General features: G+C 52.2%; 22 protein-coding genes. 8 read left to right on the forward strand and 14 right to left on the reverse strand.

Annotation, left to right across the window (positions count from 1 at the left end):
- Window positions 1-183: 183 nt before the first annotated feature.
- The 13 genes from ACO6UY_RS18490 to ACO6UY_RS18550 all read right to left on the reverse strand — a co-directional run bounded on the left by ACO6UY_RS18490 (window position 184) and on the right by ACO6UY_RS18550 (window position 7950).
- The gene (locus tag ACO6UY_RS18490; RefSeq protein WP_422490851.1) at window positions 184-1299 is read right to left on the reverse strand and encodes a hypothetical protein; all 1116 of its coding nucleotides are present in this window, start codon (window positions 1297-1299) and stop codon (window positions 184-186) included.
- A complete protein-coding gene (locus tag ACO6UY_RS18495; RefSeq protein ID WP_422490853.1) occupies window positions 1275-1580 on the reverse strand; it encodes a hypothetical protein in 306 nt (101 codons plus the stop codon). The genes ACO6UY_RS18490 and ACO6UY_RS18495 overlap by 25 nt, the downstream gene beginning before the upstream one ends.
- Before the next feature lie 56 nt (window positions 1581-1636).
- Window positions 1637-1885 (reverse strand): hypothetical protein, encoded by a 249-nt coding sequence (locus ACO6UY_RS18500; protein ID WP_422446192.1) that lies wholly within the window; start codon window positions 1883-1885, stop codon window positions 1637-1639.
- Between the two features lie 2 nt (window positions 1886-1887).
- Window positions 1888-2295, reverse strand: a complete 408-nt coding sequence (locus ACO6UY_RS18505) for a 3TM-type holin (RefSeq protein ID WP_422447864.1) — start codon at window positions 2293-2295, stop codon at window positions 1888-1890.
- Window positions 2288-2686 carry a M15 family metallopeptidase gene (locus ACO6UY_RS18510; protein ID WP_101746746.1) on the reverse strand — a complete coding sequence of 133 codons (399 nt, stop codon included), beginning with the start codon at window positions 2684-2686 and terminating at the stop codon, window positions 2288-2290. Before ACO6UY_RS18510 ends, ACO6UY_RS18505 begins: the two co-directional genes overlap by 8 nt.
- A gap of 147 nt (window positions 2687-2833) precedes the next feature.
- Window positions 2834-3130 (reverse strand): type II toxin-antitoxin system RelE/ParE family toxin, encoded by a 297-nt coding sequence (locus ACO6UY_RS18515; RefSeq protein ID WP_269671914.1) that lies wholly within the window; start codon window positions 3128-3130, stop codon window positions 2834-2836.
- A complete protein-coding gene (locus tag ACO6UY_RS18520; protein ID WP_163369309.1) occupies window positions 3127-3390 on the reverse strand; it encodes a CopG family ribbon-helix-helix protein in 264 nt (87 codons plus the stop codon). Before ACO6UY_RS18520 ends, ACO6UY_RS18515 begins: the two co-directional genes overlap by 4 nt.
- 55 nt (window positions 3391-3445) lie before the next feature.
- Complete coding sequence (locus tag ACO6UY_RS18525) at window positions 3446-3982, reverse strand: hypothetical protein (protein WP_269671915.1); 537 nt, start codon at window positions 3980-3982, stop codon at window positions 3446-3448.
- Between the two features lie 9 nt (window positions 3983-3991).
- Window positions 3992-5347: a DNA cytosine methyltransferase gene (locus tag ACO6UY_RS18530; protein ID WP_422465894.1), complete on the reverse strand. Its 1356-nt coding sequence runs from the start codon at window positions 5345-5347 to the stop codon at window positions 3992-3994.
- A 13-nt stretch (window positions 5348-5360) separates the two neighbouring features.
- Entirely contained in the window at window positions 5361-5843 is a 483-nt protein-coding gene (locus ACO6UY_RS18535; RefSeq protein WP_422447858.1) for a DUF1367 family protein, read from the reverse strand.
- 88 nt (window positions 5844-5931) lie between these two features.
- Window positions 5932-6489, reverse strand: coding sequence for a replication protein P (locus tag ACO6UY_RS18540; RefSeq protein ID WP_422490855.1), 558 nt, complete (start codon window positions 6487-6489; stop codon window positions 5932-5934).
- The gene (locus ACO6UY_RS18545; protein ID WP_422490857.1) at window positions 6440-7636 is read right to left on the reverse strand and encodes a hypothetical protein; all 1197 of its coding nucleotides are present in this window, start codon (window positions 7634-7636) and stop codon (window positions 6440-6442) included. Before ACO6UY_RS18545 ends, ACO6UY_RS18540 begins: the two co-directional genes overlap by 50 nt.
- Window positions 7633-7950 carry a hypothetical protein gene (locus ACO6UY_RS18550; protein WP_209277157.1) on the reverse strand — a complete coding sequence of 106 codons (318 nt, stop codon included), beginning with the start codon at window positions 7948-7950 and terminating at the stop codon, window positions 7633-7635. The genes ACO6UY_RS18545 and ACO6UY_RS18550 overlap by 4 nt, the downstream gene beginning before the upstream one ends.
- A gap of 267 nt (window positions 7951-8217) precedes the next feature.
- Here ACO6UY_RS18550 and ACO6UY_RS18555 point away from each other — a divergent pair, with 267 nt between their 5' ends.
- The gene (locus tag ACO6UY_RS18555; RefSeq protein ID WP_163369302.1) at window positions 8218-8847 is read left to right on the forward strand and encodes a helix-turn-helix domain-containing protein; all 630 of its coding nucleotides are present in this window, start codon (window positions 8218-8220) and stop codon (window positions 8845-8847) included.
- On the opposite strand, the gene ACO6UY_RS18560 is transcribed toward ACO6UY_RS18555, so the two are convergent.
- A complete protein-coding gene (locus tag ACO6UY_RS18560; protein ID WP_422447850.1) occupies window positions 8842-9318 on the reverse strand; it encodes a RusA family crossover junction endodeoxyribonuclease in 477 nt (158 codons plus the stop codon). The two genes, ACO6UY_RS18555 and ACO6UY_RS18560, sit on opposite strands and share 6 nt — an antisense overlap.
- A gap of 184 nt (window positions 9319-9502) precedes the next feature.
- Here ACO6UY_RS18560 and ACO6UY_RS18565 point away from each other — a divergent pair, with 184 nt between their 5' ends.
- From ACO6UY_RS18565 to ACO6UY_RS18595, 7 genes are all read left to right on the forward strand, one after another.
- On the forward strand, window positions 9503-9835 hold the full coding sequence (locus ACO6UY_RS18565) for a hypothetical protein (protein ID WP_422461781.1): 333 nt from the start codon (window positions 9503-9505) through the stop codon (window positions 9833-9835).
- Between the two features lie 92 nt (window positions 9836-9927).
- Window positions 9928-10710, forward strand: a complete 783-nt coding sequence (locus tag ACO6UY_RS18570) for an ERF family protein (protein ID WP_422447846.1) — start codon at window positions 9928-9930, stop codon at window positions 10708-10710.
- Window positions 10711-12270, forward strand: coding sequence for a YqaJ viral recombinase family protein (locus tag ACO6UY_RS18575; protein WP_422490858.1), 1560 nt, complete (start codon window positions 10711-10713; stop codon window positions 12268-12270).
- Window positions 12270-12761 (forward strand): single-stranded DNA-binding protein, encoded by a 492-nt coding sequence (locus ACO6UY_RS18580; RefSeq protein ID WP_422461776.1) that lies wholly within the window; start codon window positions 12270-12272, stop codon window positions 12759-12761. The genes ACO6UY_RS18575 and ACO6UY_RS18580 overlap by 1 nt, the downstream gene beginning before the upstream one ends.
- Window positions 12762-12787: 26 nt before the next feature.
- Window positions 12788-13108, forward strand: coding sequence for a hypothetical protein (locus ACO6UY_RS18585; RefSeq protein ID WP_422490859.1), 321 nt, complete (start codon window positions 12788-12790; stop codon window positions 13106-13108).
- A 74-nt stretch (window positions 13109-13182) separates the two neighbouring features.
- Window positions 13183-14229: a hypothetical protein gene (locus ACO6UY_RS18590; RefSeq protein WP_422461772.1), complete on the forward strand. Its 1047-nt coding sequence runs from the start codon at window positions 13183-13185 to the stop codon at window positions 14227-14229.
- A 13-nt stretch (window positions 14230-14242) separates the two neighbouring features.
- Window positions 14243-14449, forward strand: coding sequence for a hypothetical protein (locus ACO6UY_RS18595; RefSeq protein WP_422461770.1), 207 nt, complete (start codon window positions 14243-14245; stop codon window positions 14447-14449).

Below are 14449 nucleotides of genomic sequence, written 5' to 3' on the forward strand. Positions count from 1 at the left end.
TTGTCCAGAGAAGAGTCCAGCTCCGCCTGAGTCACCTCATCCGGAGTGGCCACCATCACCAGTCCGTGTTCCATTACCTGACCTTCTTGCCTCTGCGTCGCAGCCACTCAAAACGGTGTCCGGCCATAATGGCTGGCCAGTACCCCACCACCAGCTGAGTAAAGAGAATAATTGTCCGCTCCATTAGTAAGCAGATTTCCCTGGAGCCCGATACTTCAGCTCATTGATATTGATCTTGCGCCATGGCAGCTTCAGCACCATTTGCTGGGCGATCGCATAACTGATCACTCGATCATCGAAGCAACCTTCCTGGGCATTAGTGGCTCCGTTGTCTTCAATGACGTAGGTCTGGCACTCCTTTACCGTCTCTACGTTGCAAATCCCCGCATCACCATCCCTGAGCAATGCAGCCAGGTGATCAATCATTAATGGTTTTGATTTGGTCGTGGTCAGCCAGCCGATCCGCTTGGTGCGTTTCTGGGTGCGCTGGTCCACCGTGGTTTCCATATAGAGATTGGGATACTTCAGGTCTTTCAGTTTGGTGATGGTGGTCAGGCCGTGGTTGTTTCTCTCCACACCAGTCAGGGCATTGTTGTAGTAACGCCCCAGATGGTTAAGCATCTTGCCCAGATCATCCGGTGCCACATGGCCAGACCAGTGGGCAACCTGATAACCGGAACGATCCAATACGTCGATGGATGAATAATCACCGTGCTTGTGTTTGTCATTGATGGGAGCTAATCCCTCAGCAACATCGCAACCAATGACATACTGCTGACTTCCCTCCACTGGGTACCAGATGTTCAGTAATCCCGGTTTCTTCCGGTTCAAGCCATTGGGTGTTAACTCACACTGCCATTTGGATGAATAGCATTCCTGTTTAGCCGCTTCAGTATGTTTGGGATCAAAGACAGGGCGACCAGAGAACAGAAACGCTTCCTGAATATTGCAGGGGTATTCCTGCTTGAACTTGTCTTCGGATTTCAGCTCATAGATTTTCTGGCGTCGCCACTGCAGCTGCCCATCATCCAGATCGTAAGTCTGTTTCAGGTATCGTTCGTCGGCATCTGTCGTGAACTCCTGGGGGACTTCGGCACGGTATTCGTCCTGCCAGAACCAAGGTATAAACACCAGTTCAAAATCACCGCGCCCAGCATCAGCGTCCATAACATAATCATAAAACACACCACCGACGCCGTTAGCAGTGCTCTCCAGAATGACCTCAGTATTTTTTTCATACTGAAACTCAGTCAACAGCCGTTCCCGGGCTGGCTTTACCCGTCTTTTTCTTCCAGCCATTCGTCCAGCGTCGGTATCTTTTCCGCTACCACAGTCTGCTCATGGCGATCCCGCCAGTGGTAACGGTTTTTCATATACATAATCAACATGGCTGGTGAAACATCCTTGTTAAGCCCCAATGCTCCCTGCATGTATTTTTCTTCCCAAAATACTTCAGCCAGAACATCTGCCTGAGCCACGGCCTCAGCAAATTCCTCATACTTGTCCATATATGACAGAAACGTGTTATAGCTGATCCCCATTTCCGTAGCGGTAGCCTTTCGGCTTAAACCGGTGCTCATCAACTCCTTCACCTGATCACACATTTCCGGTTTGTATTTGCTGTGGTTGGCCATGGTTAGAATAGCTGTTTGATGGCAAAGGCTATGATGCCTGCGGTAGTGGTGGCAGCGATCCATTGAATCACACTGCTGATGGTCGAGTTTTTGAGTACGGCTTTCTCAATAGTGTCCAGCCGTTCTTCACTGCGCTTTTCCCTCAGAGCCAAGTTCACCATCCTTTCATCGTGTTTAGCCAAGGTCTGCAGGATCTGGGTGATGCCGTCCAGCTTCTGCTCAATGCGATTGAACCGTTCTTCATCACCCATGGCTATCTCCTTGCAACACCCTTTAGTTTCTCAATGGTTCGGGCACCACCCAATCCAAGTAGACAGAGCAACAAAGTAATCACCGTGCTGGTGTCTGTTGTGGGTAACTGTTGAACCACTTCAGACTTATCAACAAGCATCAGTCCGATGATCACCACATCACGAACAATCCAGGTCCAGGCAAGAATAAACACACAGAGCCAACCAAGAGCGGGTCGCCAACCGGAGACAAAGACGGAGGGATGTTTGGCTTCTTCGATATTGGCCAATGCCTGGAGAATATGAGGCTGTTGCAACTGGTGATTCAAAGACAGTTCAGCTTTGGCTCGCTCTTCATCAGACGTGAACAAGCCATCAAGCCCACCCATCAGCGCTTTGGCAATTCCAGCCATTGGGTTCAGGTTAATCATCGTCCACCAGCTCAAAGTGTGGGTAATCCCTAAACCGATGATCCTTTAACTGACCATCCTGATCCCAGTCACCACCCCAGCGCAGCTTGATGCCCATACCCTCAGCAACCCCCAACACATACCCGGCAAAGTGCGCGGATCGCTGATAATCAAACCAGTCCAAGGGATAAGCCATTACATCCACCGCCTTGCTGGGCAGCTGATTGTGGTTACTGTCTGGCCATTGCAACTGCGACTGACCATTTTCAAACGCCAGCATCTGGGCAGCTTTGCCCCGATGACCACAAATAATCGTGCAATCGTAATGCTCAATCACTTTTTTGAAGACACGCTGAAGCCGCTCATCACAAGTCGACAAATGTCGCCTGGACGAAGCGGAAAAGTGAAACATGAAGCCCCTTTTTTACAGTGGTTCAGTTTGGAGGGATAAAAAAAGAAAACCCGGCAACAAGGGCCGGGTTTCTTTGAAAGATTCAAGCAGTGGGAAATCAAGTTATCGGGAACTTTCCCAGCATGAGCTTTTACCGTACTTTTACTCTCACTCTGAGTCAAGGCTGATCTCATCAGCCTCTTTCTGATGCCATATCTTCAGAATCAAGACCTCACGGTCGTCAGCAAGATAGCGAATCTTGTAATCCCTAATGATCAGGTCACGCAAACGGGGATTCAGTTTATCCCCTACCAGAACGCCCATGTTCGGTTGATGACACAGGTTGTTAATTTTCCTGACCAGATACTCCGCCATTCGCTGTGCCGCAGGCGGATTTTTTTCTGCAATAAACTGTCTCAGTCGTTTCAGGTCATCAACGGCACTCCTGGAAAACCTGAGTTTCATTCAGGTGCCTCCAGCTCATTATCACTGCCCCAACTTTCCAGCCATTCCATCACGGCGTCACCATCTACGGTATCTCCCCTGCGCACCTGATCCAGTGCTTCCAGGGTCTCGTCCCACTCTTGCATTTCACGGGCGTGTTTCTTGATGTACTCCCTGACCGCTTCGTTAATAAGATAGTTCCGGCTACGGCTCAACACTTTGGCTAATTGGTTTAACGGTTCTTCAATATCCTGATTCAGACGAACGCTGGATACACTCATACATGACCTCCTTTTTAGTGTATTACATTGTAGTACACTTAAGTTTGGCCTGCCGTCAATAGGGTTCATGCCGGATAACCCCGGATTGCTCCAGCAGATCCTGAGCCTCATCCTCTGCCAGCCGGATCAGTTCATTGCAGACTTGGCGGCACTTCTGCTGCCAGCGGTAAACCGTGCTCTCCCCCTTGCCCTTGATCTGGATCTTACCTTTGTCCTGCCTCAGCCCCGGGTGCTGGAGTTCATACATCAGCCAGAGTCTTAGCAGTACCGGATTGCAGCGAAACGGTTTCGGCAACCGTTTATCACTGCGTAAATGGTGTTGAACCCGCTGCCATGCAATTGAACGATTTTCCTGATTATCGTCATACCGGATCGTCAGAATAGCAAAAAGTTCCGGCTGCATTTTTTCCCGCAGATCGCCCTTACGAATACCATCATCACCCAGTCGTTCATCCCGGGTACTTCGATGCTCTGGTGCAACCGCTGTCTTACGATAACCGGCGTTGATATCCCGCTGCCAGCTGGCGGTTTTTATCATCAGCTCCGGCGTTCCAAAGATCCGCATCAGAGCCGGTCCCAAAGCAAAGTACATGGCAGCCTCCTAATTCAGCGCGGTCTGGATACGATTTCCAATCCAGCGCATAACCGGAACGGCCATAGAGTTACCAAGAGCCTTATACCTCGGACCATCAGGACACTCTTCTGCCGGTTTGTTTTTCCAGGGAATAGCGCTGTACCCATCCGGGAAACCCTGCAAACGTTCACATTCGATGGGAGTCAATCGACGTATGGCTAACTCGGCTTCACCGCTGGAGGTACTGGCAACTGCGTGTTTATCACCGGCGGTTAATGTGTTCATCGGATCACCAGGCTGTCCGATACCCAGGCCATTTCCTTTCCCGTCCTGATGCTCACCTCGCTTGCCAGAATGTCGGGTGGCCTGATCATGAATCGGTATCGCCACTGCAGCACTCAAACCGTTCCCCTGAGCCTGTAACGTCATGGCCACGGTTTCGGAATGAACCGGATCGTCCTTCGGATTGAAGGCAATGGTCGGATGGTTATCGCCCATATGGGCTCGAAGACAGGGTGATAATTCCGATGACCAGTGGCCACCCAGTCGCGACATGGCACCGGGCTCGAACACCACCAGATCCGTGGCATCTTTGTAATCCCGTTGCTTCAATGTGGATGATGTTTTACCAGGACCGTACTGTCCGAAGGCCGTCATATCGTAAGCACTCAGGTTTCCCGTGAGGCTACTTGCTGCAATGCCTGCTCCAGCTTTGGCGGCAGGCTCTTCCCACGCTTCTGCGCCCGGTTCAGAATCCCGGAGCAGGCTCTCGGACTCAAATAGAATCGGCTCCCGACGGGTCCAGTCTCCAAAATCTGCCAGAGCAAAGACCCTTCGACGACGTTGGGGTACTCCATAAAATTGAGCATCACACACCCGCCATTCAACAAGCCCTTCCTTACCGAATGAAACTCCAGCGTACCGCCACTTTTTTGGGCCAGGCTGCTCGGGGCATGACTGGTCAGTGCCAGTAAGTAATCGCAGTACTTCAGCAAAGTCCTTGCCCTGGTTACTGCTGAAGGCGCCGGGTACGTTTTCCCACAGGGCGAAGCGGCAGTTGCCGTGTTTTCTGGCCCACCGAATAATCTGTATTGCTGCGAAGAAGAGTCCTGATCGTTCACCGTCAAATCCTTTTCGTTTGCCGGCCACCGACAGATCCTGACAAGGACTGCCAAACACCACCAGATCAATGGGGCCGAGTTTGCGGATCATGGCTTCCGTGATATCCGTCACGCTGCCAAGGTTGGGTACATCGGGGTAGTGGTGTTCCAGCACTGCACAGGGGAATGGTTCGATCTCGGTAAAACCCACCGGCTTCCATCCCAACGGATGCCAGGCAACAGTCGCCGCTTCAATCCCCGAAAATAACGACAGGTATCTCATGGACTCCTTCCCCCTACGCAAAATTGATAATTCGCTCCACCAGTGATTCCACCTTCAGCCGACTCCAACCCCGTCCCGGATGGAGCACAAACTGGAGCAACACATCCACCGCCGTGGAGTACAACTGTTCAAACGCCTCCTGACTCATGCTGGCAAACTTCAGGCTTCTGGCACGGACCCGAACGCCTCCATCCGGGTACCCGATCACATCGTAAAATCCAGCCTTAACCGTCACCCAGCGGCGGAACTCATCAAAATTTTTCTCCGGCGTGAACCACTGGTCGGTTCCTTCCATCCGGCACGGCTGGGGCTCAAAGTGATCAAAGCCCAACTTCAGCAGTGCAAAGAACTTGCGGTGAAAGTGCGGATTACGTGTCTTGCGAAACTCTGCCCGAATCACCTGCCCGGTCTTTAGCTGTCGTATAAACATCTGGTCATCGTCCGATACCGGCACCAGCATCTGCGCCGAGACCTTCTGCAATGACAGCTCCGCCATCAGATTGCCTCCACAAAGTGCCAGCAAAGCACCATCACCAGCACAACCCAGACCACCGCCAGCCAGATGCCATCCCTGAGCCCATTCATCAGAACATTCCCATCAGTTTCTGGCGCGCCCCCTGCCCATCCAGCGGATCAATGCCCTGCTCAGCCATACTCTCCCTCGCCAGCTGATTCGAGTGAATGGCAGGATCGAACTGGTGCTCGATGGACAACTGGTCTTCCAGCGGCTGGCCCTGGCATTCACGGTTGACCAAAGCCTGGTAAGCCGCATCGAACCGACGCTTCACCTCCCGGCACTCTTCCGCAGTACCGGCATTGCGCAGCTCATACCAACCTGATGCCCGGCCTGCCAGGTATACCGCCCGATGGCTCCAGCCGTGATGAGCGGGTTGACTGGCATGCTCATTGGCTTCCCGCCAGGCTTTGGCCAGCGTGGGCAACCCAAGTTCTTCCGGCATCGGCTGGCACAGCTTGCGAAATTCTGGCGCAGTTGGTGGCCACTCACTACCAGCCAACCTTACACGGTTGAGCCCAATTTCCAGTTGGGCAGGGTGCAGCCCATTCAGGGTTTTCAGCCACTCACCATTGCGATCAGCCAGACCGTAGGCACTGGTCCACTTCTGGCCGAACAGGCCCGTCATGGTCGAGAACAGATTCACCAGATCCCTCTGGCTCAACGTCGTAGATGGCTCCCTCTGCGCTGAAGGCTCCCTGTTCGCTGAAGGCTCCCTGTTCGCTGAAGGCTCCGGGCTGGAGGATATGGGCGTTGGCCTGTTCAACCTGCTCAACAAGGCTGAGTTTTCCAGAATTTCGCTGCCGGGCTTCATAGTTCACCGTCCATGGATTGCTGGCGTTGTCGGGGTTATTCAGGTAGGCCGTGGTGGTCTTCACGTACTGGGTACCCGTCACCTGGGTCTCATCACAGTAACGGGCGTACTTCAGGATGTTGCCCAACAGGGCTTCAGGGGTATGACCTTCCCGGAGTCGTGTTTTGTAGTGACCAAAGGTTTTGGTTTTGTTGCCCTTGTCACCTTCCCGTTTGGGATACTGGCTCCACCACTGTTCGAAAGATTCAGAGAAATCAGCCTTGCCCGATTTAGCCTGTGGTACTTCCCCCGTCCTGGGGGTCGCACCAGTCGTGCTCCCGGCACTTGATGGCACTTCCCCCGTCCTGGGGGTCGCACCAGTCGTGCTCCCGGCACTTGGTGGCACTTCCCCCGTCCTGGGGGTCGTGCGATCGTCAGATCGGACATATGTCTTGTAAATATTTCTCTTATTCTCTTCTTCTCTATTTCTCTTATTCTCTGGGCGAGATTCTGCCGAGCACTTGCCGAGCATCTTCCGAGCGCTTTCCAACAACACTTCGGTTTGCTTCGAGCCCTTGTAATCACTGGCTTTGGCAACCGCCCTTTCGATAACGGGTATCACTCCGGGCAATTCTTCCAGCAGTATCTGTGGCAGTTTGACCAGCAGCTTCAGGCGGGCATCAATCTGGGTGATATTGTCCACAGGATTGTGTTCCATGAACTGCGGAATGCAAATGTACTGGCACTGGTCAGAGGCCAACAGGAAGCCGCTCGCCGTTAGCTCGGCAATCGCTCGTTCAACGCTCGGCTCGTCCCAGTTAAGGTCTGCCGCCATACAGCCTTTTGGCATCCTGAAGATACCAATCAGATTCCCGTGACCGGTGGTCAACAGATAAAGCGCCAGCAGCCTGGCTTTATCTGACAGCGGCTGAATATCATCACTGATCCAGAACTGGCTGGAGACCTTGCCAAACTCTTTCATTGGTCACCTCCTGCCAGAGGTGCTTCTTTTGGAAAATACCTCGCCGCCTGCAGGGCATTCTTCTGATTCAGGCTCATCCACTTTTTCAGAAAGATCACCACGTTCTTTGCCTCACCCGGCTGGTCCCAGCGATCGATCATGTAGTGAAACGCTTTCAACAACTGTTCGCCCACATCAATATCCGGATTTTCCCAGCACAACTCTTCATACAGTGATGCCGAGGTTGGCATGGCGGGCTGTCCTGCCAGTGGCCAGAGAATGTCCTGCCAGCATTGTGGCTGGTCGGGGATGCCCAGTTCGTCGGTATGGATCATGGGGTACCTCCTGCGGTGCGAACAAAGAGGCTGGCTGATGCTCTGAACTGAGCATGAGGCTGAGATTGGCTCATCACATCTTTCCTTGAGGATTGGTTTTTATCGTTACTTCTTTGCTAAAGCAAAGACTTTTAAGAGAATGCGTTGCTTTTAGATTATTTGTAAATAGCCCGACTCATCCAAAGCGAACTCTCGCCCTTAATCAATGGCTCCCAGCCGTGTACTATTTTGCTTATGGATAATGAATAACAGTAATTGGAAAAGAACGTGACAAACTGGACAGACCGGGTCAAAAACAAAGCCCAAGAGCAAAATCTGAAAAATGTCGATATCGCCCGCGCCGTGGGTTGCACGGAAGGGACATACAGTTTGTGGATGAGTGGTGCCCGGAATCCAAAGCTGAATAACAAAATCGCCATCGCTGACGTTCTTGGCGTTTCCATTCACTGGCTGGAGACCGGCGAAGAGCTGCCGGACCCGAAAACCCTCCCCTACATCAGCCTGGATAAGGCGAGCGCTTTCTTTGATGAACTCGATGAAAGACGACAGCAGGTACTCTCGGAGTCGGCCATCTGCATTATTGAGTCGGACCACAAGAGCTTTCTGTTACGGATGGAAAACGACACCATGGTCAACCAGACCCCATCCGATACAGCGATCAGTATTCCCAAAGGTGCCAAAGTTCAGGTGGATACCGTAATTGCCCCTGAACCGGGGAAGATCCTGCTGATAGAACACGACGGTGAACTTTCGCTTCGCCTGTGGAACCCGATCAGCAAGTCGCAACACAGCCTGCGATTCATCAATCGGCTGTACGGCACTTTTGATCTTAACTATGCGGGGGATATCAAGGATATCTACAAGGGCACTGCCGTCGGTGTCAGCTTCCTGTTATAGCGGCCAGCCAATCACCAGCACACCAGGCTGCTGTCCATAGACCTTGATGCAGCGGCCATCGACAATTTGCCGGTCATCTTCCCAGAGAATCCCGTTCAGGGCATCACAATACAGCTTGGCGACATTGTCGAAGTCCGGCTTCACCGCCGGGCGGATGCCCCCTGCCTGCGCCTGACCGGCTTTCGTCCCTGACCAGCTTGATGGAATCGGAAAGACCGCCACCACCAAAACCCCCACGGGGCCAGCCAGCATTTTCTTCAGCTGCAGCCTTGCCAAACAACGAATTTCATTTTCTGCCTGCCGGGTAGCAGCCGGTGTGTAACATCGACCACTTCGGGTAAATCGCGGCCGCCCTTTGCTTTTGGGTATCGAGTTTACAAAAGCTATGACATTTCCGGCATTTCCCGTGTTATTTATCGCCATCTGCAAAGACTCTGGCAAACACTGAATCCACTGCTCTACGCTACCCATCCCTGAACCCGTGTCAGAAAACAAACCACAACCCCCGATATACCAAACCTAAACCATATATTTATAAAAACTATCAATAACAACAAATTAATATGAATATATTATCACTTATCATTTGCAAAGTATTACTTTGCAATTATATAAATATGAAAAACATTTAATTTACAAAAATAAGGAATCTTTAATGGACGCAGTCACCCGCGATCTCAACCGGCACCTCAATGCCATTGACGGCAGGGAAGCCCGTGAAGAGACCATCGAGTCCGAACTGGAACGGATTGAAACCCACATTCAGGCACAGATCGAAGATCACAAGTCCATCATCATTGCCGGTTTTGGCGTTCTGACCCCGGGCAACTTCCTGACCTTTCTTACCCTGGAAGAATTCCACCTCATGCAGGGCTACCGCTGGCTAGCCGTGAAACAGCTGGTGCATGACTGCAACAACGAACACTCCCGGCTCTCCGGCTGGGATGTCATTAACTACGCCAGCAAAAGAGGTTATTGCCGTGGCTAATCAAACCCAATTGGAAAAGAGTTTTCGGATGGAAATTGCCGACCAGGTGCTGGCCGTCAGAAACCGTATTCACCGGGACGAGGCCCTTCGCCATGCCAGCTAAAAAGAAGACCGAACTGATGGAATCTGCTGACGTGTTGCCTGTGGATAAGCCTGCACCTGCCCTGTCTGAAGTGGGCCAGATCATGCAGTCAGCCATCACCCAGAATGCCAGCATCGATACCCTGGAACGGGTGATGAGCCTGTACGAACAAAGCCAGGCCATTGTTGCACGACAGCAATTCAATGAAGCCTTTGCCCGGTTTCAGCAGGAAATGCCGGTAGTAAAGAAAAGCAAGAGTGCTGCTTTCAATACTAAAAGTGGTGGTCGTATGGAGTACTCCTACGCCTCCATTGATGATGTGGTCGCTGCAATTCAGCCAGTTCTTCACCGCTACGGCCTGAGCTACTGGTTTGAGCAGCAGCAGAACGGGCCACAGATCACCATCACCTGCAACCTGGCTCATGTATCCGGCCACTCTATCGGTAACACCGCCACTGGCCCTGTGGATAACACCGGCAACAAAAGCGCCCTGCAACAGATCGGTTCTACCGTGACTTATCTGAAGCGTCAGACTCTGGTCGGGATTCTTGGCGTCGCCTGCACCGATGATGATACCGATGGTTATGTGCCCGATATGAATGACTCGACCCAGTCACCGGTTCACAACCACTACTCCGATGAAGACTTCCAGCGTCTGTTACCAGAATGGCGGGCATCCATTGAGTCCGGCCAACAGAGTGCAGATCGCATCATCCGAAAAATCAATTCCAAAGCTCCAGCCACCCCACAACAAGTACAACAACTGAAAGCCATCCAACCCAGAGGCCACTAAATGGACATTCTCGATATCCAACAGGGGACGCCTGAATGGCTCGCCCTGCGCCAGAACTATTTCACCGCCAGCGAGGCACCGGCCATGATGGGCGACAGTCCCTACCTCAGCCGGGACCAGCTACTCCATCAGAAGAAAACAGGCAGCACCCCAGAGGTAAATGCATTTCAGCAGAAGAAATTCGATGCAGGGCATCGGGCCGAAGCAGAAGCTCGACCGTTGGCAGAGAAAATAGTCGGAGCGGATCTGTTCCCAGCCACCGGCGTCACCATCATTGACGGTTTACCTCTGCTGGCCAGCTTCGACGGGCTGACCATGGTGGAAGACCTGGTCTTCGAGCACAAGCTCTGGAATGAAAAGTTGGTTGCCCAGATCGAAGGAGAAGGTATTGAACCTGCCTATTACTGGCAGTTGGAACAACAACTATTGGTCAGTGGTGCCGAACGGGTTCTGTTTGTTTGCTCTGATGGTACCTCTGCCAACCTGCACCATGTTTACTACGAATCCCAAGACCATCGTCGTGAAGCTCTGATCGCTGGATGGAAACAGTTTCAGGAAGATCTGCACAACTTTGAACCTCCAGTGACCTCACAGGTGCTGGAAGGTGAGCTTATTCAGGATACTACCGCCCTGGTTATCCAACTTAACGGTCAGGTTAATCACTCCAATCTGCCCCAACTTGAAGAGCAGATCCATCACCGCATTGATTCAGCGAAATCCGAACTGGTCAGCGATCAGGATTTTGCCGATGCCGAATCGGCAGTGAAGTTTTTCAAAAAGACGGAAAAGAAACTGAAGGACGGCAAAGAAACCGCGCTTGCCCAGGTACCGGAAATCGCCGAACTATTTACCCGCATAGACCACCTCACCGATGCCATGGCCAGCAAACGCAAGTCGCTGGACAAGCTGGTCAAACATCAGAAGCAGCATATAAAAGACAGCATGGTTCTGAAAGCCGTCACCACCCTTGAAAAAGAACGTCAGGTGATCAATTCGGAACTCACTCCCGGCTGGATCGCCGCCGTGGTTACGCCTGCTGATTTTCAGGAAGTCATCAAGGGAAAAAAGAGTGTTGCCAGTATGCAGTCTTCGGTAAATGACCGGCTGGCACAGGCTCGGATCGAACAGAAGCAGCAGGCACAGGACGTAAAAAACAATCTGGCGATATACCGAAAAATGGCAGCTGATAAGGACTACCTGTTTCCGGATCTGGATGTGCTTCTTCATAAAGAGCAAACCGACCTGATGGCCATTATTGAAATACGCCTCAATCAGGAAGCCCGGCAGAAAGTAGCTGACAAACAGCCCGAACCGGTAACAGAAATCGAAAAAGGCGAAGATCAACCCGACTTGCTCTACTCCGATGGCGAAGTCACCGAAGAGATTCTGACCGACGATATCCACGCCATGGAAAAGTGGCTCGGCAAAGGCTCACTGGACTGCTACCGCTTTGACCGCCACGGCAACGAATACCGCATCGAACTGATCATCCGCCGTGCCGCACTGATCACCCCAGCTCAACAACTCTCTCTAAAACCAGAAGAAAAGGAGATCGCCTGATGGTCGCATCCATGAACCGCGTCACCCTGATTGGCAGGCTGGGCAAAGACCCGGACTGCAAAGCCACCGCCAATGGCAATGCCGTAACCCTTCTTTCCATCGCCACTGAAGAGAGCTGGAAAAAAGATGGCCAGAAACAAACCCGCACCGAATGGCATCGGGTGGTTCTCTATGGCAAACCTGCTGAACTGGCCGCTCAGTATCTGGGCAAAGGCCACAGAGTCCTGATCGAAGGACAGCTCCAGACCCGTAAATGGCAGGACCAGAATGGTCAGGATCGCTACCAGACTGAAGTCGTGTACAGCGGGCATAACGGCAAGCTGCTGTTTCTGGAAAAGAACCCCAATGGTCAGCAGGCTCAGCCCCAAAATTATCAGCCACAGCCAGGCACACATCAGAACCAGTACACCAACGCCCGGGATGGCGGCCACACTCCCCAGCCCATGCAGACACAACAGTATGACTCCTACGACGACTCCATCCCATTTTAAAGGAGCTTGTTTTAATGAAAGCCGGAATGAGCCTCACGCCCGATGATCTGGCCTTGGCCATAGAGATAAAACAGAAACAGACCGCTGGTCTCAGCTCGGAAAAGGAGGAAAAGGAACTGGCAAGAAAAATCATGCTGGCGGACCGGATCGGTGACGAAATGGAAGGCCAGCTATTGGATGCAGAAACCGTACTGATTGAAATGACCACGCTGATTGTCGCCATTACTGTCGGTATCCACAGCCCCCGGGCGCGGGATCAGGCCATGCTGGTAACCGGACTGATCCTGCAACGCATCCGGGAAATTGATCAGCATACGACAGTACAAAAGATCACCAATATTCACTGAAAGCAATAACCCACACCCTGCGGAAAACCTGAACACCCAGGTTATCAACAGGCCAGCATCAAAGGACACTGACTATGGACAGCACAGTACCTGCCAATAAAAGCGCCAACCTTATCACCAGCCTGGATCAGGCCGAACTTAAAATCCGTCGTGCCGGAATTATTCGCCTCACTCCTGAGGGATATGAACAAGTGGAAGGCAAACAGGCAAGACAGGAAGCGATTGACGATAAGCGTGAAAAGCAGCTTGCCCGTCACGACACTATGCCTGCGTTGCACAAGCCCGGGATTTATCAACCAGAGTTATCCACACCCCAGGCTTTGCTGGAAATCAATATGGCCACCTCCCTGAAAGCCATTGCCTTTGCAGAAGCACTGGGCTTTACCGGTAATCAGAAACTGCTCTCCGCTGACCGGTTACTGAAAAGCCAGATCGGATTTTCGCCACTGGAAGCCATGGGGCAGAAACAACTGGTGGCGCCTGTCCAGGCCATGACGTTTACGCCTACCCAGCTCGGACAGATGATGACTCCTACCCAGGATCCACGACAAGTGAACAAATCGCTGGAAGCTGCAGGACTCCAGCTCAAGATCGACAGCCAGTGGGTACCTACCGACCAGGGTCAGCCGCTCTGTGAAATCCTTGATACCGGAAAAGCCCATAACAGTGGTGCGCCAGTAAAGCAGGTGAAATGGTATCAGGCCGTGCTGGACCGCTTGCAACCGGCTCTCCCCGATGAATCCAAAACTGAATCGATCGATCAGGATTGCCGCTATGCTGACCCTGCGGTGGTTGGATCTGACAGCGATGACGAGCCTGCGCAAAGAAAACAAAAGCGCAAACGCAACCGCTACGAACTGGACGATTACTTCTCCCTGGTGGAGCTGGGCGAATTTATTGGTCGCAGCCGTCAGCATGTGGTGGAAGTACTGGAGAAGCACAGGATTATCAAATGGACGGGTCAGGGCAAGAGAGGCAAATACCTGCTCACCGATAAGGGCTGGCAGTACGGCCTGATGTATGACCCTTCCGAGATCTGCTTCCACAACCGGAACAGTAAACGACTGACCACCAGCAATGCCCAGCCGGTTCTGGGGTACGACATCCTGAAATTCTTTTAACCGGGTCAGCGATATGGATGCGCTCATTTCCCAGCCCGACCTGATGGAGTGGCCAGGCATTAAGCAAAAAACGGCACTGATCAAATGGATGATTCAAAACCGGATACCGTTTTACTACGGACGTAATGGCGAGGTGGTCACCACCTACGCCGCCATTAACCAGCCATTGATTGGCACTGAACCACAACAACCCAAAAAACAACCACTCAAATTCCTGTAG

It is taken from the genome of Endozoicomonas sp. ALE010, assembly GCF_049310165.1.
In the GTDB taxonomy this organism is placed as follows: Bacteria; Pseudomonadota; Gammaproteobacteria; order Pseudomonadales; family Endozoicomonadaceae; genus Endozoicomonas.